We start from the raw sequence: 20,370 nt of genomic DNA on the forward strand, positions 1-20,370 counted from the left end.
TCTCGCCGGCACGTGCCGGCCGTGCTGGTCCGCATCGCCGTCACCGCCGGTTCTTCGGGTCGATCGCCTCGCGCATGCCCTCACCCAGCAGGGTGAAGCCGAGCGCGACCACGATGATCGCGATGGCCGGGTAGTAGGCCAGTTCCGGCCGGACCTCGAAGTAGCGCTGGCCGTCCACACCGAGCATCAGGCCCCACTCGGCCCGGTTGATGTCCGGGTCACCGAGGCCGAGGAAGGAGAGCGACGCGGCCTCCAGGATCGCGGTGGAGAGAGTCAGCGTGGCCTGCACGATCACCGCGGTCATCGCGTTGGGCAGCATGTGCCGCAGCACGATGCTGCGCTGCTTCACACCGAGCGCCCGCGCGGCCAGCACGTGGTCGCTCTCCCGTTGCGCCAGCATCGAGCCGCGTAGCAGCCGGGCGAAGATCGGCACGTTGACGACGGCCACCGCGAAAATGACCGTCCACTGGCTCGACCGGCTGGCCATCGCCACCAGGCTGATCGCCAGCAGCAGGGCCGGCAGGGCCAGCATCACGTCGGTGAGGCGCATCAGGATGTTGTCGACCCAGCCGCCGAAGGCGCCGGACAGCGCGCCGATCAGCACGCCGAAGCCCAGGCCGATCAGGGTGGCGACCACGCCGACGAAGAGCGTCTGCCGGCTGCCGTAGATCATCCGGGACAGGAAGTCCCGGCCGAGCGGGTCGGAGCCGAGCGGAAACTCGCTGCTGGCGCCGGGGATGCTGTCCACGGTGAGGTTCTTGGTCAGCTCGTCGAAGCGCTGCGCGGGGTCGTGCGGCGCGAGCAGCGGCGCGAAGATCGCCACCAGGACGAAGAGGCCGACGATGACCGCACCGAAGATGGCCACCGGGTTGCGCCGCAGCCGGCGGAACGCGTCCCGCAGCAGGCTGACGCCGCCCTTGTCGGCACTGGCCTGGGCCAGGGCGTCCAGCCGGGCCTTCTTGCGATCGCCGAGCCGGCTGATGGCGCTCGGGGTCACACCCTCGGGCTTCTCCTCGACGGTGGCCGGGTCGACGCTGTCGCGCTGGGCACCCACGCCGGGGCGGGTGATGGGATCACTCATCGCACACGCACCCTCGGGTCGATGAAGGCGTAGGAGAGGTCGACCAGGAGGTTGACCACCACGAAGACCAGCGCTGCCAGCAGGATCAGCGCCTGCAGCACCGGGTAGTCCCGGCCACCGCTGATCGAGTCGGTGATCAACGTGCCCAGGCCGCCCCAGTTGTAGACCTTCTCCGTGAGCACCGCGCCGGAGAGCAGCGCGCCGGTCTGCAGGCCGATGGTGGTGACCACCGGCAGCAGGCCGTTGCGCAGGACGTGCCGGCCCCGGATGGTCTTGTGCCGCAGACCCTTCGCCTCGGCGGTGCGGACGTAGTCCTCGTTGAGCACGTCCAGCACGCTGGCCCGGGTGATCCGCACGATCACGGCGAGGGGGATGGTGGCCAGGGTGAACGCCGGCAGGATCAGGTGCCAGAGCGCGTCCGCGGTGGCGTCGAACTCCCGGGTGAGCAGTCCGTCGAGGACGAAGAAACCGGTCACCTCGGTGTTGTCCACCCCGGTGCTGATCCGCCCGGAGGGCGGGAACCAGTGGATGTTCTGGGTGAAGACGTCCTTGAGCAGGTAGCCCAGGAAGAAGATCGGGATCGAGATGCCGAGCAGGGTGCCGGCGATGCTCAGGTTGTCCAGCAGCCGGCCCCGGTGCCGGGCGGCGAGGTAGCCGAGCGGCACACCGAGCCCGACCGCGATGATCATGGCGGCCGCGGCCAGCTCGATGGTGGCCGGGAAGGCCCGGCCGATCACCTCGGTGACCGAGTCGCCGGTCCGGATGGAGTTGCCGAAGTCGCCGCTCAGGACCCGCTGCATGAACTTGGCGTACTGCACCAGGATCGGCTGGTCGTAGCCGAGCGCCTTGATCAGTAGGGCACGGCTCGCCGGGGTGGCCCGCTCACCGAGCAGCGCCTCGATCGGGCCGCCGGGCAGGTTTCGCAGCCAGACGAAGATGAGCGCGGACAGCGCTATCAGGGTCACCACCAGCTGCAGCAGGCGGCGGACTATCACTCGCAACATCTCTCACACACCAGACTCTCGGTAGCTGCGGAATCGGCCCGGGCCGGGGAGCCCGGCCCGGGCCGTTTCCGTGTACGCGTCAGCGGGTCAGCGGCGTCCTCAGCCGAGGCTGACGGTGTTGAACCGCTCGTCGGTCAGCGGGCTGGCGACCAGACCCTTGACGTCCTTGGTGACCACGATGGCCGGCGGAGCGTGCCAGATCGGCACGGCCGGCAGCCACTTGCTGGCGATGTCGCGGTTGACCTGCTCCCAGGCGGCCTTCTTGCCGGCCTCGTCGACCGTGCCGTCGGCCTTGGTGATGGCCGCGAACATGTCGGTCATCGCCTGGTCGCCGAACTCGACCTTGGCGCGGCCGAAGAACGTGCCGACGAAGTTGCCCGGGTCGTTGTAGTCACCGGTCCAGCCGAGCAGGTGCAGGTCGTGCTTGCCGAACTGCTGCACGTCGTCCTTGTAGCCACCGTTCCACGGGCGGGCCACACCGTTGACCTTGATGCCGACGGCCTGCAGGTCGTTGGCCAGGACGGTGAAGATCTCCTGCGGGTTCGGCATGTACGGCCGGGAGACGTCGGTCGGGTAGTAGAAGTTGAGCGTCAGGTGCTCGGCGCCAGCCTCCTTGAGGAGCTGCTTCGCCTTGTCGACGTTGTAGTCGTACTTCTGCACGTCCTGGGCGTAGCCGAGCACGGTGTCCGGCATGAACTCGTCGGCGACCTTGGTGCCACCCGGGCCCTTGGTCTGGACGAGCTGCTGACGGTTGAGGGCGTAGGCGATCGCCTGGCGCACCCGCAGGTCCTTCAGCTTCGGGTTCTTCTGGTTGAAGCCGAGGTAGAGGATGTTGAACGCCGGGCGGTCGAGGACCTGGAAGCCCTCACCCGAGAGCGCCTTGCGGTCGGCCGGGGCCGGGAAGTCGATGCCCTGGACGGTGCCCGCGCGCAGCTCCTGCTTACGGGTGTTCTCGTCCTTGATGATCTTGATGACGAGCTTGTCGACCTTGGCCTTCTCGCCCCAGTAGTCGGGGTTCCGCTCCAGGGTGATCTCGCCCTTGGCCTTGTCCCAGCCGCTGTACTTGAACGGGCCGGTGCCGACCGGGTGCTCGTTGGCGAACGCGCTGTACTCGAACGAGTCGCCGTTCTGCTTGACCGTGTCGGCGTCGTACTGCTTGAGCGCGGTCGGGCTGGCGATCGAGAGCGCGGTGAGCGCGAAGGCACCCGGGAAGGCGCCCTTGTACTGGTTCATCGTGACGACTGCGGTGGCGTCGTCCTTCGCCTCGCACTTGTTGTAGACCGGGTCGCCCGCGTCGGGGCTCTCGTTCTTCGCAAAGCCGCCGAAGACGTCCATGTAGTAGAGCATCTGCGACTGGGCGGCGGCGCCCTTCATGTTGTACCAGCGGTCGAAGTTGAAGCAGACCGCCGCGGCGTTGAAGTCGGTGCCGTCGTGGAACTTCACGCCCTTGCGGAGGTGGAAGGTCCAGACCTTGCCGTCGGCGTCGTGCTCCCAGCTCTCCGCCAGGGCACCCTGCAGGTCAGCCGTACCCGGCTTGTTCTGGATGAGGGTGTCGTACATCTGGCGGATCGGCCGGAACGACTCACCGTCGTCGTTGAAGATCGGGTCGAAGTTCTTCGGGTCACCGGCGCCGGCGAAGACGAAGGTGCCGCCGGTCTTGGCCGCACCACCGCCGTCCCCGTCGCGCTCGCTCTTGGCGCAGCCGGACGCCCCGACCGCCAAAGCGGCAGCGGCCGCGAGGGCCACGGCCGCCTTAAGCCTGCTCGCCTGCATCTCTCACCTCTGTCATGCGCATGACCACGCCGAGTTGTGGCTCAGTCTGTGAGCGGGAGGCTATGACACGACACACAGCGAGCGGAACGGCCGTTAGGCAATCGCTATCAAGCCGACACCAAGCCGCCGGGTCTGACAGCGCTTGAGCCATCGACAAACGGGGCTGTCACAGCGAGGCGCAGATGGTGGGATCCGACATAGACCCACAAATCGCTCCACGTTACGGCGCATCGCCCGAGCACGTGGCGAACCACACCCGTCCCACATTCCGGTTACGCCGGACACGGTGGCGGGCGCCGCCCGGAGCCGGACGGCACCCGCGACACCGGTTCAGACCGCCCGGCGGCCCTCGAACGCCCGGCCCAGGGTGATCTCGTCGGCGTACTCGAGGTCGCCGCCGACCGGCAGGCCGCTCGCCAGCCGGGTCACCGCGATCCCCATCGGCTTGACCATCAGGGCCAGGTACGTCGCCGTCGCCTCGCCCTCGGTGTTCGGGTCGGTGGCGAGGATCAGCTCGCGCACGGCACCCCCGCCGAGCCGGGTCATCAGCTCGCGGATGCGCAGGTTGTCCGGGCCGATCCCCTCCAGCGGATTGATCGCGCCGCCGAGCACGTGGTAGCGACCGCGGAACTCGCCGGTCCGCTCGATCGCCACCACGTCCTTCGGCTCCTCGACCACGCAGAGCACCTCGTCGGTACGCCGGGGGTCACGGCAGATCCGGCACTGCTCCGACTCGGCGACGTTGTAGCAGGTGGTGCAGAAGCGCACCAGCTCCTTCACCTTGCGCAGCGCACCGGCCAGCCGGTTCACGTCGGCCGGATCCGCCGACAGGACGTGGAAGGCGATCCGCTGGGCGCTCTTCGGGCCCACGCCCGGGAGCCGGCCCAGCTCGTCGATCAGGTCCTGGATGGCACCCTCGTACATCTGCCGGCTCAGAACCCGGGCAGGCCGAGGCCGCCCATCCCGCCCGCGACCGGGCCCATCTTCTTCTCGGTCAGCTCCCGGGCCGCCTCGGCGGCGTTGTGCACGGCCGCGACGACCAGGTCCTCCAGGGTCTCCACGTCCTCCGGGTCGACCGCCTTCGGGTCGATCTTGATCGCCTTCAGCTCACCGGTGCCGGCGACGGTGGCGGTGACCAGGCCACCGCCCGCGGTGCCGGTCAGCTCCGCCTCGGCCAGCTCGGCCTGGGCCTTGGCGATCTGCTGCTGCATCTTCTGCGCCTGCTTCAGCATCTGCTGCATGTTCGGCTGTCCACCTGGGCGCACGGATGGCTCCTTCTCGCACTCGTCCGATCGGCCGCGCCCAGCCTAGTCGGGCGGCGGCTCCTGTCCTCGCCGGTCGACACCGCCTCAGCGCGCGTCGACCTCGTCGATCTTCTCCGCCCCGAACACCTCGCGGAGCAACTGCACCGCCTGCTCCTCGCTGGACTGCCGGGCGGTCCGCTCGTCGATCACGTCGTCCAGCGGCTCGTCGCCCGGATCGAAGCCCTCGTAGGCCGGGGTGGCCGGCGCCGCCGGGCGGGCGCCCGACCGGATCGGCCCGTCGAAGTCCGGGTCGTAGGGCGGCTCGCCGGCCCACTCGGCATCCGCGGTCGGCCGGGCCGCCTGCGCGGCCCGTGGACCCTTCGGCCCGCCACCGGCGGCGGCCGCCGCGGCCGCCCGGGCCGCCGCGATCGCGCTGCTCTTCGGCGCGCCGTTGGCCGCACCCGTCGCCGGCTGCGGCGGGGCGGTCGGCGGTCCGGCCGGCTTCGGTACGGCGGGTGCCGGGACCGCCGGCGCGGTGGACCCGATCGGCGCGCTCGGCCCGATCGGTGCGCTGGACCCGGTCGGTGCGGTGGTCCCCGTCGGTGCGGTGGTCGGCGCGGCGGTTGCCGCCCCGCCCGGGCGGGCCGCCTCCGGCCAGTCGTCCCCGGCCGCCGCGACCGGCTCGCCCCGCTGCTCGGCACCGCCCGGTCGCGCCGGTTCCGGCCAGTCCTCCTCGTCGTCGGCGCCGGCCGGGTCGCCCCCGGAACCGGCCGGCCGACGCGCCGGTCCGGCGGACCGGGCTGCCCCACCGGAACCGCTCCGGGTCTCCGCGCCGGTCGGACCGGACGGCGCGTCCGGGCCGGCCGACGGTCGAGGCGCGGACGGGCGGGCCGGGCCGCCCAACGACGCGGCACCCCGCTCCCCGGCCACCTCGCAGCGGATCTGCCAGCGGCCGCCCAGCTCCTCGTAGAGCGCGTCGGTCAGCACCGCGGCGTGATCGGCCATCATCTTCGCCAGCACCGTCGACTTCACGGTCAGCACCAGCGTGTCGCCGTCCAGGTCGCGGACCACCGCGTCACGCATCAGCGCGGCGATCCGCTTGTTGCTCCGGTTGACCTTGCCGACCACCTCGGGCCAGACCCTCCGCACCGCGACGGCGTCGAGCGCGCCGGGCGGGGCGGCACCCGGCCGGGGCGGCTCGGGGGTCGCCGGGTCGGGCATCACCGCCGAGGCCGGCACGGGACGCCGGGCGGGCGCGCCGGACGCCGGACCGTCGGCCGGGCCGCCGGGAGCCCGGTCCGCCGGACCCGGGGCCGGCGGGGCGGAACCGCTGGCGGACCGGTCGGCGGGGCGGGCACCCGGGCCCGGCTGGGCGGCACCGCTCGCCGGCGGGTCGGCCGGTCGGGCCGACGCCGAACGGGCACCGGCCGCCGCGGCGGCGGCGCGGGCGGCGGCCGGCCCGGACGGGGCAGCGGCAGCCGCCGGCGTGCCGGCGGTCTCCGGGTGGGTCGCGGCGGCAGCCGCGGTCGGGGCGGGAGACGCCGGGCGTACCTCCGGGGCGGGGGCGACCGGCGCGGGGCCGGCGGCGGCCGACGGCAGCTCGCCGCCACCCAGGGTGAGCCGGCGCTCCATCCGCTCCAGGCGCTGGAGCAGGCCACCGGTCGTGTCGTCCACGCCGGGCAGCAGCATCCGGGCGCAGATCAGCTCCAGCAGCAGCCGGGGCGCGGTGGTGCCGCGCATCTCGACCAGACCGTTGTGCACGATGTCGGCGCAGCGGGACAGGGTGGCCGGACCGAGCCGCTGGGCCTGGGCGGCCATCCGCTCGATCTGGTCGTCCGGGCCGTCGATCAGGCCCTTGGCGGCGGCGTCCGGCACCTGCTGCATGACGATCAGGTCGCGCAGCCGTTCCAGCAGGTCGGAGGCGAACCGGCGCAGGTCGTGCCCGGCCTCGGCGACCCGGTCGACGGTGGCGTACGCGGCCGCGCCGTCCCCGGCGGCCAGCGCGTCGCACATCTCGTCGATCAGCGCCGAGTCGGTGACGCCGAGCAGCGCGGCGGCCCGGGCGTAGCTGACCCCCTCCGAGCCGGCGCCGGCGATGAGCTGGTCGAGCACGGAGAGGCTGTCCCGCATGCTGCCGCCACCGGCGCGCACCACCAACGGAAAGACCGCCGGCTCGACGGTGACCCCCTCCGCCTCGCAGAGCTGCTCCAGATAGGGGCGGACCACCTTCGGCGGAAACAGCCGGAACGGGTAGTGGTGGGTCCGCGACTTGATCGTGCCGAGGACCTTCTCCGGCTCGGTGGTGGCGAAGATGAACTTGACGTACTCCGGGGGCTCCTCGACCAGCTTGAGCAGGGCGTTGAAGCCGGCCGACGAGACCATGTGCGCCTCGTCGATGACATAGATCTTGAAGCGGCTCTTGGCCGGCGCGAAGAACGCCTTCTCGCGCAGTTCGCGGGCGTCGTCGACGCCGCCGTGGCTGGCTGCGTCGATCTCGATGACGTCGATCGACCCGCCGCCGTCGGGGGCCAGCGAGCGGCAGGACTCACACTGCCCGCACGGCTCGGGCGTGGGGCCCTGCTCGCAGTTGAGCGAGCGGGCCAGGATCCGGGCGCTGGAGGTCTTGCCGCAACCCCGGGGGCCGGAGAAGAGGTAGGCGTGGTTCAGCCGCCCGCTGCGCAGCGCCTGCGACAGTGGCTCGGTGACGTGCTCCTGGCCGATGACCTCGGCAAACGTACGGGGCCGGTACTTGCGGTAAAGGGCCAGTGCCACCCGTCCCGCCTCCTCTCGACCGAGCCATTCTGCGCCGGTCAGGCGTGGGTGACCACCCACCACCCCGTGACCTGACCCGCAGGAACGTTACCGGCACCCGGAGACAGAAAGGCCCCCCGTGCACCCGTCAGAGCCCGCTTATCCTTGCTGCCTTCCGGCCCTGGGGAGGTTCACGAGATGCACGCCGCACGGGGGGTGCCGCCAAGCTTACCCGACCCGTCGTCGATCTTCAGGGGGTGGTGGGGTGGCCCACCCGCGGGGGACCTGTATCCTGGCTCGCGGAGGATTCGCCTAGAGGCCTAGGGCGCACGCTTGGAAAGCGTGTTGGGTTAACACCCTCACGAGTTCGAATCTCGTATCCTCCGCCATCGACGGAAGGGCCGGCCCCGATCGGGGCCGGCCCTTCGTGGTACGTGCCTCAGCCGAGCACGGAGATCGAACAGTGCGTGCCGGCCGTGCCGCTGATCAGGCGCTGGAACGGCACCGGCCGGGCCGAGCCGGTGACGAGGCGCACGGAGACGTAGTCGACGCCACTGGCCAGGTAGAGCGCGCACCGCATGCCCGGGTCGGTGTTCTCGATCCACCCTGCGCCACCGCCGGCCCGCTGGAAGGCGCCGCCCTCCACGCTGACCGCCGACGCCCCGACGTAGAAGCCCGCCGAGTTCTGGTCCAGGCCGGTGCCACCGACCCCCGTCGAGTCGGCGGTGCAGCCGGACACCGTGCAGTTCGCGGCGACGATCTCGAACCCGTTGCCGGCGGTGTCCTGGGCCTCGCAGCCCACCACCGTGGCGCGGGCCGACTCGAGCCGGAACCCCGGGCCGGGCGTCGACGAGGTGCCCGTGCCGTAGACCTTGCTGCCCCAGACCTTGATGTTGCCGCCGCTGATCAGGTAGCCGCCGGCGTCGCCACCCTGGCAGGAGCAGCCGCTGACGAAGCCGTCCGAGGACTGCAGGTTGTAGCCCCATCCGCCGGCGTTCTCCACCCGGCAGTCGGTGAGCTTGAATTCCCGCATCCCGCCCGAGTACGTGCCCCCCAGATAGATGCCGTCGCCGGTGGTACGGGTGACGAAGACCCGGGTCAGCCAGGGCGCGGGGTCCGGCCCGTACGAGCCGGGGGTGGCGTTCATCTGGAAGTTGATCCCGTTCGCCACCAGGTTGGCGGCGTCGAGTCCGATGTCGGTGACGCACTGCCGGGAGCCGGTGTAGGCGCCCGAGGGAGTGACGACGAGGGCCGACCCGCTGAAGCCGGAACCGGCGCGCAGCATCGTGACGAGCGGGCCGGCACCGATCAGGGCCTGCTTGTCGTAGAGCACCACCGGGGCCTTCACGGTGTAGGTGCCGGGCGCGACGTAGACGGCCTTCTGGCTGGCGGTGCCCAGCGCGGCGTTGATGGCGGCCTGGGCACCCACGGTCGGATCCACCTCGTAGGTGGCCCCGGAGCCGGCGGGGCCGACCCACGGGATCGCGCCGGTGGACGCGAGGGCGGCGGCCTGGGCGGGCGTGATGCCGCCCAGTGCCGGCGCGGCGACGGCGGCGCCGGCGGTGACCGCCGCCGCCCGGAGCAGTTGGCGACGGTCGGAACGCTTGTCCTGCATGCGTGCTTCCTCCTGAGGGTGGTGGGCCCTCGGCCCGTGACGGGTCGAGGTACGGCGGAAGCCGCCGAGCGGAGGAAGTGGACGCGTCAACGAGCGGTCCGGCGTACGCCGGACCGCATGCTGTTCAGTCTGTGCCGATCCCCCGTGACGGCGGCGGAGTCCCACCGCATCGGAGTCGATGATTGCATTCGGCGGGCGATCCGTGTGTCCCCGAGCCGGCTCCCGGCCGGTGGTGACCGGGGCGGCTCCGCCCGGGCAGACCTCTCTCCGGGCGCGGTCAGCTCCTGTCGCCCGAGGCAGCGGCCAGGGTCGGGTCGGCCGGTGCCTGCTCCGGCACGTCGCCACGGGCGCCACCGCGCAGCGCCCAGCCGGCCAGCAGCAGCGCGCCGGCCGCCGCGACCAGCTGGATCACCCGGTGATCGACCAGGGCCAGCACGCCCGCGCCGGCGAGCACGGCGAGGGTGCCGGGGCCGAAGGTGAGGGTGTTGACGGCGGCGGAAACGCGGCCGACCAGCGCGCCCGGCGTCTCCCGCTGCACGGCGGTCCAGACGGTGATCAGCACCAGTGGCGCGCCGACCCCGACCGCCAGGGTGCCGGCGACCACCGGGGCGAGGGCGGGCACGGCCCGCAGCGCCAGGCCCGCGGCGAGGAGCACGACCGCCGCCGCGGTCACCCGCCGGTCGCCGAGCCGGCGCAGCAGCGTCCCGGCGGCCAGGCCGCCGACCAGCGAGCCGACGCCCTGCACCGTGCCGAGTACGCCGTTGAACTCCGGCGGCCGGTGCAGGCCGGCGTCGACCACGGCGTACGCCAGGGCGCCGTTGATCCCGATCAGCAGCATCGCGGCACCGGTGCAGACGACGAGGTGCCGGAGCGGGCCGTGCCGGCGCAGGTGGCCCAGCCCGTCGGCGAGCTGCCGACCCCACGGATCGGGCGGCGGCGGTGGTTGTTCGCGTACCCGCAGCAGGGCGAGGACCAACGCGGCGAGGGCGAAGGTGGCGGTGTCGAGCAGCACCACCGGGTGCCCGCCGTACGCGGCGAAGAGACCGGCCCCGACCAGCGGGGCGAGCAGCTTCATCCCCTCGTTGACCGTCATCCGCAGCCCGTTGAAGTCGCCGAGCAGCTCGCCGGGGACCACCGACGGCACCAGCGCGGCCTCGGCCGAGTCGATGAGCACGAAGCTGATCCCGTACGCAACCGCCACCGCGAAGATCAGCCACACCTCGGCGGCGGTGTCGACCAGCAGCAGCACGGGCAGCAGGGCGGCCATCGTGACGTGCAGGACGATCAGCAGGGGCCGCCGGCGGAACCGGTCGGCGAGCACCCCGATCAACGGTCCGACCAGGGTCGGCCCCCAGAGGCCGAGGGTGACCAGCCCGGCGAGGCTGCTCGACCCGGTCAGGTCCTTCACCCAGATGCCAGCGACCAGCAGCATCGCCGCCGTGCCGAACCCGGACACCAGCACGGCCACCAGGTAGCGGCCGGCGTCACGGTTGCCCAGGACTCTTGTCGTACCCCAACCCATGCCGCCTCCCCCGTGCGGGCCGATTCTGTCCACCGCCGACCCCCAAGTCAATGCTTGGGGGTCGCCCGCCGGTCCGGTGCGGTTCAATGGCGGCCGTGAGCACCACTGATCCGCGCCTGCGCGCGCTGGCCCATCCGGTACGGCTGCGCATGCTCTCGCTGCTGTGGAGCGCGCCGCTGTCCGCCGCGGCGCTCGCCCGCGAACTGGAGATCTCGCACGCCCTCGCCAGCCAGCACCTGCGCCGGCTGGATGCCGTCGGCCTGGTGGAGCTGGCCGACGTCCGCAGCCGGCGCGGCGGCCAGGAGCGCCGCTACCGCGCGGTACGCGGGCCCTGGCTGACCGAACAGCAGGAGGGGCAGGCGCTGCTCGCCGAGTCGCTGGCCCGCAACCTGCTGGACCGGGTGGCCCACCGGGCCGCGGAGACCGCCGGGGTCACCGTCGACGCCGAACTCTGGGTCTCCCCCGAGGACTGGGCGGCGGCCCGCAGCCGCCTGCACGCGATCATGACCGAACTGCACGACGCGGCGCGCCCGCCGCACGCCCCCGGTACGGTCCGGGTGGGCGCGACGGTGATGGCCTTCGAGATGACCGACTCCCCGCCTGTGGACAACTGACCGCCGTCGTACACATGTTCCATCCACAGCCTGTGGACGCCGAGAGGACCGGATGAGTTACCAGCTCAGCGGGGTGGTGGCCGACGTCGAACTGCTCCGCGAGCAGACCGCCGACCTGGACCACGCGGTCCTCGCCGCGCTCCGCCAGGACTTCGCGCTGCTGCCGGTCACCCCGCAACTGGTTCAGGAACTGACCGGCGACCTGCCGAACTTCGCCACCGGGGAACCGTCGGCGGAGCAGCCCTTCCGACTCGTCCTGTCGCCGGCCCTGGTTGAACTGCTGGCCAGCTGGTCACGGCAGGGCCCGGTGGCCTACCTGGAGGCGGAGTTCGCGGGCGGGCTGGGCCACCAGGCGGCGGTGGCCTGGCTGGGCGGCGAGGTGAGCTGGGGGCCGCACTTCGACCGCACGCTGGACCGGCCGCGCGGCGAGTGGCCGATCAACGCGGCGCTGGCCCGACTGGGCGCCGAGCCCGGGCCCTGGATCGACCCCTTCGCCGAACTCGGCCTGCATCTGGAACGCGACACGGCCGGCTGGCTGGCTCACGGCCGGCGCGGGCTCTCCGCCGACTACTGGGACGAGCTTGCCGAGGAGTGGGAACTGCGGCAATCCGGCCCGGACCAGCAACCTCATCGCCCCGGTCCCGTTGGGGACTGGGGGATGCCATGAAACTGCGACAATTCGGCTTCATTGCCGCGCTGATGGCGGCTGCCTCGATCGCCGGCAGCGGCGTCCGTCCACAGGAGCCGGACGTGCCGGCCCGACCGGTCGGGGCGGCGGAGGTGGTCGGCCTGAACGGGCTGGGCAACGCCGAGTTCGGTGCCACCGAGGAGGAACTGACCCGGCGCGGAGTGCTGCGTACGGAGGTGGACGCCTGCGGGCCGACGCTGACCGGGCACGGGTCGGTCAGTCCGGTCTTCGTCGACGACCGGCTCGTCCTGCTCTGGCTCGACGATCCGATGAGCACGCCCGAGGGGATCACCGTCGGCACGCCCGTCGCCGAGGTCCGGGCCGCGTACCCGTCGGCGGTCAAGCTGGCCGCTCCACAGGGGACGTACCGGCTCGACGGGCTGCTCGCCCGCGACGGCGACCGGGGGTACCTCTTCCTGCACGACGGAACGACGGTCCGGAAGATCATCGCCGGGTACGCGGAGTGGGCCCGCCGCTTCTTCGACGAGGGCTACGGCCCCTGCTGACCAGCGAGCCGGGCCAGCCACTCCCCGGCGTCCGCCAGGCCCTTCTCGTTTCCGGCGGCACTCGCGATCCCGGTCAGGTCGCCGGTGGTCAGCCGCCGGGCGAAGTAGTCCGCCTGCACCGCCCAGCGGAAGCGCAGCATGGTCGCCAGCCCGCGCTCGACCTCCGCCGGGGAGAGCGTCCCGCTCGCCAGGTACGCCTCGACCAGGTCACCGGCCCGCTCCGGGCCACCGACGTACATCACCGCCGAGGCGAGGTCGTAGAGCAGCGGGCCGGTGAGGGCCACTCCCCAGTCGATCAGGCCGCACACCCCGGTCGCCGGATCCAGCCGGAACGCCTCCGGGGCCGGGTCGGTGTGCAGCAGCCCCCAGGCGAGCAGCGGGGCTTCGAGTGCCTCGTACGCCGCCACCGCCGCCGCGACCGCAGGCCGCACCCACGGGCGGACCGCCAGGTGCCCGGCGGCCGGATCCAGCCAGTGGAACCGGTCGACGTCCGCCACCCGCACGTCCCGCAGCGCCTCGTGCACCCGACCGAGGGTCCGACCGATCAGCCGCCGCTCGTCCGCAGTGCCGCCATCGAGTTCCTTCCCGTCCACCCAGCGCAGGAGGGCGAGCGGAACCCCGGCGACGTTCGCCACCAGGCTGCCCTGTCCGGTCGGTACCGGGACGCCCGCCGGGACACCGCCCGCCTCGACGTGCCCGGCGACGGTGAGACCACCCACGAACGCGCGGCGCGCGCCGGGCGCGACGGCCTTCGCCACCCAACGTTCGTCGCCCGCCGTGATGAACCAGGTCGCCGAGTTCATGCCACCGTGGTGCGGCGTGATCACCGGACCGGTGATCCCCCACGCGTCGGTCAGCACCGGCCGCAACAGCGCCTCGTCGATCATCCGGTGCAGTCAAACAGCGAAGCGGGAATCCGGCGAGCGGCTTTCGGCCGCCTCCCCGGGCGGTTCGGGGCGCTTCGACCGTCGGCGGCGGACTCAGTACAGCGGGCCGCCGCTCTGCGGCCCGGCGATCCGCAGGCCGTACCGCTGAGGCCAGACGTGGTCGCTGCGCGTGCTCAACCCGGTCCACATCGCGGACTGCGGCACGAGCCCCCCGATGCCGCCGTTGAACCGAGTTACCGACCCGGACGGGTAGCCGGCGAGGTCCCCGGTCACCTCCTCACCGGGCGCCGCAACGACGGCGTCCAGCGCGCCTCTGCCGTCGAGGTTGAGCAGCGCGACCGAGGCCCCGAACTTGTCCCCGCCCTCGGCCGAACTCGGGACGCCCGACTGGCCCTGGTAGAACGCCTGGGCGCCGCTGCCGGTCAGCCCGGCGGCGGAACCCTTGAGCAGGGTGACCGAGCCGGCTTCCAGCGCCGTCCCGACCCGCTCGCCCGGCGCGCCGACCAGCACGTCCGCCTTGCCGTCGCCGGTCACGTCGCCGACCGCGAGCGCCGCCCCGAAGCGGTCGCCGTCCTCCGGTGATCCTGGCACCCCTGAGGTGCGTTGCGTGATGACCCGGACGGCGCCGCTGGACAGACCGGCGGAGCGGCCGGTGAAGACCACGACCAGGCCACCGTTGATGCCAGGGGTCTGGGCGCCGGGCGTCCCGGCGATCACCTCGCCCAGCCCGTCACCGTTCACGTCACCGATGGCGAGCGCCTCACCCAGGTACCAGGCGACGGTGTCGATCTGGTCCATCGCCCCGATCAGCGCCGCGCCGGTCACCGCCGTGGCGCCGGTGGTGGACACCCCGGTGGCCGAGCCCCACATCAGGGTGACCACGCCGCTGCCGTCCGCGGAGCTGCCGTCGTCCTCCTGCGGAGCGCCGATGACCAGGTCGGCGTACCGGTCGCTGTTGACCTTCCCGATCGCCAGGGTGTAGCCGAAGTGGTCATTCGGCTCGGACGTTCCGGGCACCGCCGACTGGTCCTGGCTGAAGAAGGCGGCACCGGTGGCCGTCAGGCCGGTCGCGCTGCCAACGAGAACGGTGACCGAGCCCGCGTCCTTCTTGGTGCCGATCGACTCCCCGTACGCGCCGATCGCGAGGTCGTCCCGGCCATCCCCGTTGATGTCGCCGGCCGCGAGCGCCCCACCGAACCGGTCGTACTCCTCCGGGTCACCGGGCACCCCGGGCGAGCTCTGGCTGAAATGGCGCGCCGAGCCGACCACCAGGCCCGTGCTGCTGCCGGGGATGATCCAGACCCCGCCGGCGTGCGCCTTGTTGCCCGGATCCACCTCGTCCTGGTCACCGATCACCAGGTCGTCGTAGCGGTCGCCGTTGAAGTCACCCGCCACGAGCGCGGTGCCGAAGCAGCCACAGCCGCCGTCGGAGCCCAGGACACCCAGGAAGTAGTCGACCTGCGGCGCGGACGAGTAGCGCACGGCCACCACGCCGGTCGGGGTCAACGGGAGGGTGTAGTTGGAGGGGTCGCCCATGGCCGCGACGTCGTCGATGCCGTCGCCGTCGAAGTCCGAACGGGTGGCCCAGGTCCCCGTTACCGACCGGGGTAGCGGGGTACCCGCCTTCGCCACCCGCTCGTACTGCAGGACGACGCCCTCCCGGCTGATCGTCTGGACCCCGCCCGCCGCCTCCGCAGGGGCACCGAGTGCCAGCCCGGCCAGGACCGCGAGAACGGACACACTGGCAGTTTTCCGCCGCATGAGAACCCCCCGTTCGATATGGACGTGCCGACACCCTAGAGGGGTGGATCGATGATCACCGTCGACCGAATGGTCGGCGCGAACGGGGCTGAAGATGCAAACGGGGGGTCTGATGCCAGAGGTGCCGGAACTACAATCCGCCTATGACCGAGTCTTCCGGATTGCCGGAACTTCCCGTCACGCCTGGGGGGACGGCGGCGCGGTCCGTGGCCACCCGTTACTGCTCGCCTGCGCTGCTCAACCACTCCATCCGGTCATACCTGTGGGGGGTGATGTACGCCCGTGCACATGGAATTGCCTTCGATGACGAGCTGTACTGCGTCTCGGCCCTCCTGCACGATGCCGGGCTCACCGAGCCGTTCGACAGTCATTCGCTTCCGTTCGAGGAGGCCGGCGGGAAGCTCGCGTGGGTATTCGGAGTCGCCGCCGGCTGGCCCGAGGCCCGCGCGGCCCGCGTGGAACACATCATCGTCACCCACATGCGCGCCGACGTGTCCGCCGCCGAGGATGCCGAGTCCCACCTGCTGCAGGTCGCGACGGCCTGGGACGTGGCAGGACGACGTCCTGAGGAATTCTCCGAGGCCAGCAGGAACAGCGTGCTCGACCGGTACCCCCGACTCGACTTCGCCATGAAGTTCCTGGCCTCGTTCGAGAACCAGGCGGAACGCAAGCCGTCCAGTGCGGCAGCACAGGCGCTCGAAACCGGCGGACGTCTCCGGATCACCGCGCATCCTCTCGACGCCTAGTCGTCCCGGCTCCGAACGAGGACAGGGCACGCCAGAAAGCGGAACGCCCGGCCGATCCCTGCGGATCGACCGGGCGTTTCCGGTTGGCGGTGGCGGCGGGATTTGAACCCGCGGAGGGCGTAAACCCTCACACGCTTTCGAGGCGTGCTCCTTAGGCCACTCGGACACGCCACCGCCGAGTAGGGTACAGGACCACCGGTCCGGACGCCGAACCGGTATCCCCCGGCCCGGCCTGGCAGGATCTTTGCCATGAGTACGCACATCGGCGCTGAGCCGGGAGAGATCGCCGAGCGGGTCCTGATGCCGGGTGACCCGCTGCGGGCCAAGTGGATCGCGGAGACCTACCTCGAGGACGCCCGCTGCTACACGACGGTCCGCGGCATGCTGGGCTTCACCGGCCGCTGGAACGGCGTCGAGGTCTCCGTCCAGGGCTCCGGCATGGGCATGCCCTCCGCCTCCATCTACGCCCACGAGCTGATCAACGAGTACGGCGTGAAGACGCTGATCCGGGTCGGCTCCTGCGGCGCCCTGACCGAGGACCTCCAGTTGCGGGACGTGATCGCCGCGATCGGTTCGTCCACCGACTCGAACATGAACCGGATGCGGTTCGACGGCCTGATCGACTACGCCCCGGTGGCCGACTTCGGGCTGCTGCGTACCTCGGTCGAGGTGGCCGAGCGGCGCGGCATCACCATGCACGTGGGCCCGATCCTGGCGGCGGACGCCTTCTACACGGACCGGCCGGACCTTTACGACGCCCTCGCCGACTACGGCGTGCTCGCGGTGGAGATGGAGTCGGCGGCGCTCTACACGATCGCCGCCCGGTTCAAGGCCCGCGCGCTGACCATCCTGACGGTCAGCGACCACATCAAGACCGGCGAGAAGACCACTTCGCAGGAGCGCGAGCAGACCTTCGGCCAGATGGTCGAGATCGCCCTCGACACCGCCATCGCCTGATCGATCCGCGTCCACGGCCGCCCCGTCACCGTCCGGTGCCGGGGCGGTCGCGCGTTCCACCTCACAAAAATAAATACGACCGGTCGTGCTTTTTTCGGTTACGCTCGCCGCATGACCTCCGACGGACGCGTGGCCCGCGGCGACCGCACCCGCACCGCGGTGCTCGACACCGCCGTGGCGCTGGCCACCGAGGTGGGCCTGGACGGGCTCTCCCTCGGCCAGCTCGCCGACCGGCTCGGGGTGAGCAAGTCCGGCCTGTTCGCGCACTGGCGGTCCAAGGAGGCCCTCCAGCTCGCCACCGTCGAGCGGGCGGTGACGCAGTGGCAGGAGCGCATCGTCGCGCCGGCGCTGCGCGCCCCGCGCGGCGTCCGGCGCCTGCGGGCCCTGCACGAGGCCCGGATCGACTTCTACGCCGCCCGGGTGCTTCCCGGCAGCTGTTTCTTCGCCAACACCGAGTTCGAGTACAACGCCCGCCCCGGCCCGGTCCGGGACCGGCTCGCCGCCGCGTTCGGCAGCTGGACCACCCTGCTCGAACGCCTCGTCCAGGAGGCGGTCGACCTCGGCGAGCTCCCCGCCGACCTGGACGTGGCGCAACTGGCGTACGAGATCGACGCCCTCGGCATCAGCGCGGCGATGCGGTCCCGGCTGCTGGAGCCGGAGGCCACCTACCGGCACGCCCGCCAGGGCCTGCTGCACCGCCTACGGGCGCTTTGCCCGGACCAGACCCTGCTCACGGAAGGCCCGCGATGAGCGACCTCACCCACTTCGGTCACGTCGAGCACGTCACGGTGCACTTCGACGACCTCGACGCCCTCGGCATCCTGCACAACGCCCGGTACGCGGTGCTGCTGGAGCGGGCGCTCACCCCGTACTGGACCGACCGGGGGCACGGCTTCCAGGGCCGGCACAGCTCGCCCGACGTGTTCCACGCGGTCCGCGAGTTCACCATCCGCTACCGCGCCCCGATCGCCACCACCGGCCCGGTCGCGGTGCACTTCTGGCTGGAGCACTTCGGCACCAGCAGCGCCGAGTACGCCTTCCAGTTCCGCTCGGTCGACGGCGACACGGTCTACGCGGAGGGCACCCGGGCCATCGTCCGGCTCGACCCGGCCACCCTGCGTCCCGCCCCGTGGAGCGACGCCGCCCGCGCGGTCGCCGAAACCCTGCTCCGCCCGGCGCCGGCCGGAGCCGCTTGATCGACTCCGTCGGCGGCAGGTCGGGGCGTCCGTGCGCGTGGACACCCCGGACTGCCGCAAACCGGAGTGGATCAGCGGCGCGGTCTCAGCGGAAGAAGGCGCGCAGCAGGGCGGCGCTCTCCGTTTCCAGGACGCCGCCGTACACCTCGGGGCGGTGGGTGAGACGGCGGTCGCGCAGCACGTCCCAGAGCGAGCCGACCGCACCCGTCTTCGGCTCCCATGCGCCGAAGACCACCGTCGAGACCCGGGCCAGCGCGATCGCCCCCGCGCACATCGTGCAGGGCTCCAGGGTCACCACCAGGGTGCAGCCGGCCAGCCGCCAGCGCCCCAGCCGCTCGGCGGCCCGGCGCAGCGCCAGCACCTCGGCGTGCGCGGTCGGGTCCCCGGTCAGCTCCCGCTCGTTCCGCCCGATCGCCAGCTCGGCGCCGTCCGGGCCGTAGAGGACCGCCCCCACGGGTACGTCCTCGACCGCCGCGTCGCCGTCCGCCGGCGGGGCGGTGTCCGGGCCGGTCACCGCGACCTCCAGGGCCCGGCGCATCCACAGCTCGTGCCGCTGCCGGCGCCCCACGCCACCCGGGTCGGCCAGCCCCTCGTCCGCACCGGGCCCCACCCGGCCCGGCCGGCCCGGGGTCGGCTGCCCCGGGCGTACGGTCTCCAGCGCCGGGTCGGTGACGTCGGCCGGCTCGCCCCCGCCGGTCCAGGGCCCGGCCGGCTCAGACCTCACGCAGCTCCTCGACCTCGTCCGCGCAGCCCAGCACCTGGCAGATCGCGGCGGTCACGTCGGCCGGCATCATGCCCTCGTGCCCGGAGAGGGTGAGCAGCTTCTGCGCCGGGATGCCCAGATCGGCGAGGATGTCCGCGTCGCCCACCGGGTCGGCCTCCGGATCCACGGCCGGCTGCTCGGTCTCCTCGTCGCCACCGGCGGCGCGCGGCTCCTCGGTGTCCTCCAGGCCGGTGACCGAGGTCTTCAGGTCGCCGATCAGCAGGGCGCCGAGCTGGGACTCCTCCGCGTACGCCGAGTCCGAGCCGAAGATCCGCAGGTCCTCGCCCTCGTCCAGGCGCAGGATCACCAGGTAGGTGTCGTCGGCCTCGACGAAGAGCAGGGACAGGTCGGCGTCCGGCTCGACGTCGCGCAGCCGGTCGGCGACCTCCTCGATATCGGTGACGCCCCGCAGGCTCACCTCGTCGGCGGTCCAGCCGCCCTCGACGCGCGCCACGGCAGCAGCGAAGTACGACACGGTCCCCCCAAATTGGCCTCGGCAGCACGCCGACTCGTCACGCGTGCACGTTAACCGGTCGGGTCGGCAGGCGACCGGTCAACGCCCCGAAGGGCCGGCCGTTCCTGGGAGAAAGTCGGTCAGCCGGCGACGCGCCGGCGGGTGGCGATGAGTTGGCGCAGACGCTCGGTGTTGACCCGCTGCGGCCGCTCGCGCTGACGTACCGCGCGGGCGCCGGCCAACTCGGCGAGGAGTTGCAGGCGGCGGCGGCTCCGCTCGGGGTCGAGCCGCGGCGGGGTGGTCCAGGCCATACGGCGAGAGTGAACCGTCACCGCGGGTACGTCAAGAGGCGTTCGCTGCGCAGCGACACCCTCACTCAAAGTCACCAGAGCGGCCAGTTCCCGCTCTGCGCCCAGCGGACCGCGACGATCGCCGCGGCGATGCTCCAGCCGCCCGCGGTGACGATCGCGACCCCGGTCGCCACGCCCCGGTCGCCGTACCGGACCAGCGCCAGGGCGGCCAGCCAGGCCAGCCCGCCGGCGATCACCGTCCACCACGCGTAGCTGGGCACATCGTGGCCGAGCAGGCCGAACAGCAGCAGCCAGACGAAGGCCGTGACGGCGCCGACCGCGACGCCGCCACCGGTAACCGGGTACGGCTCGCGCCAGACCGGCCGCATCGGCGCCCCGGCCGGGAAGAGCCCCGACGGGGTACGCGGCGCGGGGCGGCCGGGGCCCGGCGCGGGCTCCCCGGGGACGGCCTGCCACCCGTTCATCGCCCCTGCTCCCTTCACGGATCGTGCACGTAC

Annotated in this window: 21 protein-coding genes, 2 tRNA genes and 1 other RNA gene; 8 read left to right on the plus strand and 16 right to left on the minus strand. The window is 72.4% G+C overall.

The window, feature by feature from the left end; genetic code table 11:
* Positions 1-40: 40 nt before the first annotated feature.
* From ACZ6S5_RS11790 to ffs, 7 genes are all read right to left on the minus strand, one after another.
* Positions 41-1,081, minus strand: a complete 1,041-nt coding sequence (locus tag ACZ6S5_RS11790) for an ABC transporter permease (protein ID WP_465999962.1) — start codon at positions 1,079-1,081, stop codon at positions 41-43.
* Complete coding sequence (locus ACZ6S5_RS11795; protein ID WP_465999963.1) at positions 1,078-2,085, minus strand: ABC transporter permease; 1,008 nt, start codon at positions 2,083-2,085, stop codon at positions 1,078-1,080. The genes ACZ6S5_RS11790 and ACZ6S5_RS11795 overlap by 4 nt, the downstream gene beginning before the upstream one ends.
* 99 nt (positions 2,086-2,184) lie before the next feature.
* Positions 2,185-3,858, minus strand: coding sequence for an ABC transporter substrate-binding protein (locus ACZ6S5_RS11800; protein WP_465999964.1), 1,674 nt, complete (start codon positions 3,856-3,858; stop codon positions 2,185-2,187).
* Positions 3,859-4,188: 330 nt separating this feature from the next.
* Positions 4,189-4,782: a recombination mediator RecR gene (gene recR / locus ACZ6S5_RS11805; protein WP_151462313.1), complete on the minus strand. Its 594-nt coding sequence runs from the start codon at positions 4,780-4,782 to the stop codon at positions 4,189-4,191.
* An 8-nt stretch (positions 4,783-4,790) separates the two neighbouring features.
* Positions 4,791-5,099, minus strand: a complete 309-nt coding sequence (locus tag ACZ6S5_RS11810) for a YbaB/EbfC family nucleoid-associated protein (protein ID WP_030502117.1) — start codon at positions 5,097-5,099, stop codon at positions 4,791-4,793.
* Between the two features lie 108 nt (positions 5,100-5,207).
* A complete protein-coding gene (locus tag ACZ6S5_RS11815; RefSeq protein WP_465999965.1) occupies positions 5,208-7,874 on the minus strand; it encodes a DNA polymerase III subunit gamma and tau in 2,667 nt (888 codons plus the stop codon).
* Positions 7,875-7,981: 107 nt separating this feature from the next.
* An RNA gene (ffs, locus tag ACZ6S5_RS11820) (signal recognition particle sRNA small type) lies at positions 7,982-8,072 on the minus strand.
* Between the two features lie 82 nt (positions 8,073-8,154).
* Between ffs and ACZ6S5_RS11825 the strand changes: the two genes are divergently transcribed.
* A tRNA-Ser gene (locus ACZ6S5_RS11825) sits at positions 8,155-8,242 on the plus strand.
* 50 nt (positions 8,243-8,292) lie between these two features.
* On the opposite strand, the gene ACZ6S5_RS11830 is transcribed toward ACZ6S5_RS11825, so the two are convergent.
* Positions 8,293-9,468, minus strand: a complete 1,176-nt coding sequence (locus ACZ6S5_RS11830; RefSeq protein ID WP_465999966.1) for a right-handed parallel beta-helix repeat-containing protein — start codon at positions 9,466-9,468, stop codon at positions 8,293-8,295.
* A 277-nt stretch (positions 9,469-9,745) separates the two neighbouring features.
* Positions 9,746-10,990, minus strand: coding sequence for an MFS transporter (locus ACZ6S5_RS11835; protein WP_465999967.1), 1,245 nt, complete (start codon positions 10,988-10,990; stop codon positions 9,746-9,748).
* Between the two features lie 95 nt (positions 10,991-11,085).
* Between ACZ6S5_RS11835 and ACZ6S5_RS11840 the strand changes: the two genes are divergently transcribed.
* The 3 genes from ACZ6S5_RS11840 to ACZ6S5_RS11850 are packed head-to-tail and all read left to right on the plus strand — an operon-like array spanning position 11,086 to position 12,798.
* Positions 11,086-11,604, plus strand: coding sequence for a helix-turn-helix domain-containing protein (locus tag ACZ6S5_RS11840; protein WP_465999968.1), 519 nt, complete (start codon positions 11,086-11,088; stop codon positions 11,602-11,604).
* A 52-nt stretch (positions 11,605-11,656) separates the two neighbouring features.
* Positions 11,657-12,271 carry a hypothetical protein gene (locus ACZ6S5_RS11845; protein WP_465999969.1) on the plus strand — a complete coding sequence of 205 codons (615 nt, stop codon included), beginning with the start codon at positions 11,657-11,659 and terminating at the stop codon, positions 12,269-12,271.
* Positions 12,272-12,303: 32 nt separating this feature from the next.
* On the plus strand, positions 12,304-12,798 hold the full coding sequence (locus tag ACZ6S5_RS11850) for a hypothetical protein (protein ID WP_465999988.1): 495 nt from the start codon (positions 12,304-12,306) through the stop codon (positions 12,796-12,798).
* Here the strand turns inward: ACZ6S5_RS11850 and ACZ6S5_RS11855 are convergent.
* Together ACZ6S5_RS11855 and ACZ6S5_RS11860 are read right to left on the minus strand one after the other, a co-directional pair.
* A complete protein-coding gene (locus tag ACZ6S5_RS11855; RefSeq protein ID WP_465999970.1) occupies positions 12,783-13,685 on the minus strand; it encodes a phosphotransferase enzyme family protein in 903 nt (300 codons plus the stop codon). The genes ACZ6S5_RS11850 and ACZ6S5_RS11855 overlap by 16 nt on opposite strands.
* A gap of 93 nt (positions 13,686-13,778) precedes the next feature.
* Positions 13,779-15,425 carry a hypothetical protein gene (locus tag ACZ6S5_RS11860; RefSeq protein WP_465999971.1) on the minus strand — a complete coding sequence of 549 codons (1,647 nt, stop codon included), beginning with the start codon at positions 15,423-15,425 and terminating at the stop codon, positions 13,779-13,781.
* Between the two features lie 164 nt (positions 15,426-15,589).
* On the opposite strand from ACZ6S5_RS11860, the gene ACZ6S5_RS11865 reads away from it, so the two are divergent.
* Positions 15,590-16,192, plus strand: coding sequence for an HD domain-containing protein (locus tag ACZ6S5_RS11865; protein WP_465999972.1), 603 nt, complete (start codon positions 15,590-15,592; stop codon positions 16,190-16,192).
* An 84-nt stretch (positions 16,193-16,276) separates the two neighbouring features.
* Here ACZ6S5_RS11865 and ACZ6S5_RS11870 read toward each other — a convergent pair.
* Positions 16,277-16,366: transfer RNA gene (locus ACZ6S5_RS11870), tRNA-Ser, on the minus strand.
* Positions 16,367-16,441: 75 nt separating this feature from the next.
* Between ACZ6S5_RS11870 and deoD the strand changes: the two genes are divergently transcribed.
* The 3 genes from deoD (at position 16,442) to ACZ6S5_RS11885 (ending at position 18,345) form a co-directional block, all read left to right on the plus strand.
* Entirely contained in the window at positions 16,442-17,149 is a 708-nt protein-coding gene (gene deoD, locus ACZ6S5_RS11875; RefSeq protein ID WP_465999973.1) for a purine-nucleoside phosphorylase, read from the plus strand.
* 111 nt (positions 17,150-17,260) lie between these two features.
* Positions 17,261-17,899 carry a TetR/AcrR family transcriptional regulator gene (locus ACZ6S5_RS11880; RefSeq protein ID WP_465999974.1) on the plus strand — a complete coding sequence of 213 codons (639 nt, stop codon included), beginning with the start codon at positions 17,261-17,263 and terminating at the stop codon, positions 17,897-17,899.
* Positions 17,896-18,345 (plus strand): acyl-CoA thioesterase, encoded by a 450-nt coding sequence (locus tag ACZ6S5_RS11885; protein WP_465999975.1) that lies wholly within the window; start codon positions 17,896-17,898, stop codon positions 18,343-18,345. The genes ACZ6S5_RS11880 and ACZ6S5_RS11885 overlap by 4 nt, the downstream gene beginning before the upstream one ends.
* A gap of 85 nt (positions 18,346-18,430) precedes the next feature.
* Here ACZ6S5_RS11885 and ACZ6S5_RS11890 read toward each other — a convergent pair whose 3' ends face one another.
* The 4 genes from ACZ6S5_RS11890 to ACZ6S5_RS11905 all read right to left on the minus strand — a co-directional run bounded on the left by ACZ6S5_RS11890 (position 18,431) and on the right by ACZ6S5_RS11905 (position 20,337).
* Positions 18,431-18,883, minus strand: a complete 453-nt coding sequence (locus ACZ6S5_RS11890) for a nucleoside deaminase (RefSeq protein WP_465999989.1) — start codon at positions 18,881-18,883, stop codon at positions 18,431-18,433.
* Between the two features lie 175 nt (positions 18,884-19,058).
* Positions 19,059-19,583, minus strand: a complete 525-nt coding sequence (locus ACZ6S5_RS11895) for a tRNA adenosine deaminase-associated protein (protein ID WP_465999976.1) — start codon at positions 19,581-19,583, stop codon at positions 19,059-19,061.
* A gap of 119 nt (positions 19,584-19,702) precedes the next feature.
* On the minus strand, positions 19,703-19,873 hold the full coding sequence (locus ACZ6S5_RS11900; RefSeq protein ID WP_265008361.1) for a hypothetical protein: 171 nt from the start codon (positions 19,871-19,873) through the stop codon (positions 19,703-19,705).
* A gap of 71 nt (positions 19,874-19,944) precedes the next feature.
* Complete coding sequence (locus tag ACZ6S5_RS11905; RefSeq protein WP_465999977.1) at positions 19,945-20,337, minus strand: hypothetical protein; 393 nt, start codon at positions 20,335-20,337, stop codon at positions 19,945-19,947.
* Positions 20,338-20,370: the final 33 nt, after the last annotated feature.

The organism is Micromonospora sp. NPDC051924 (assembly GCF_055586005.1).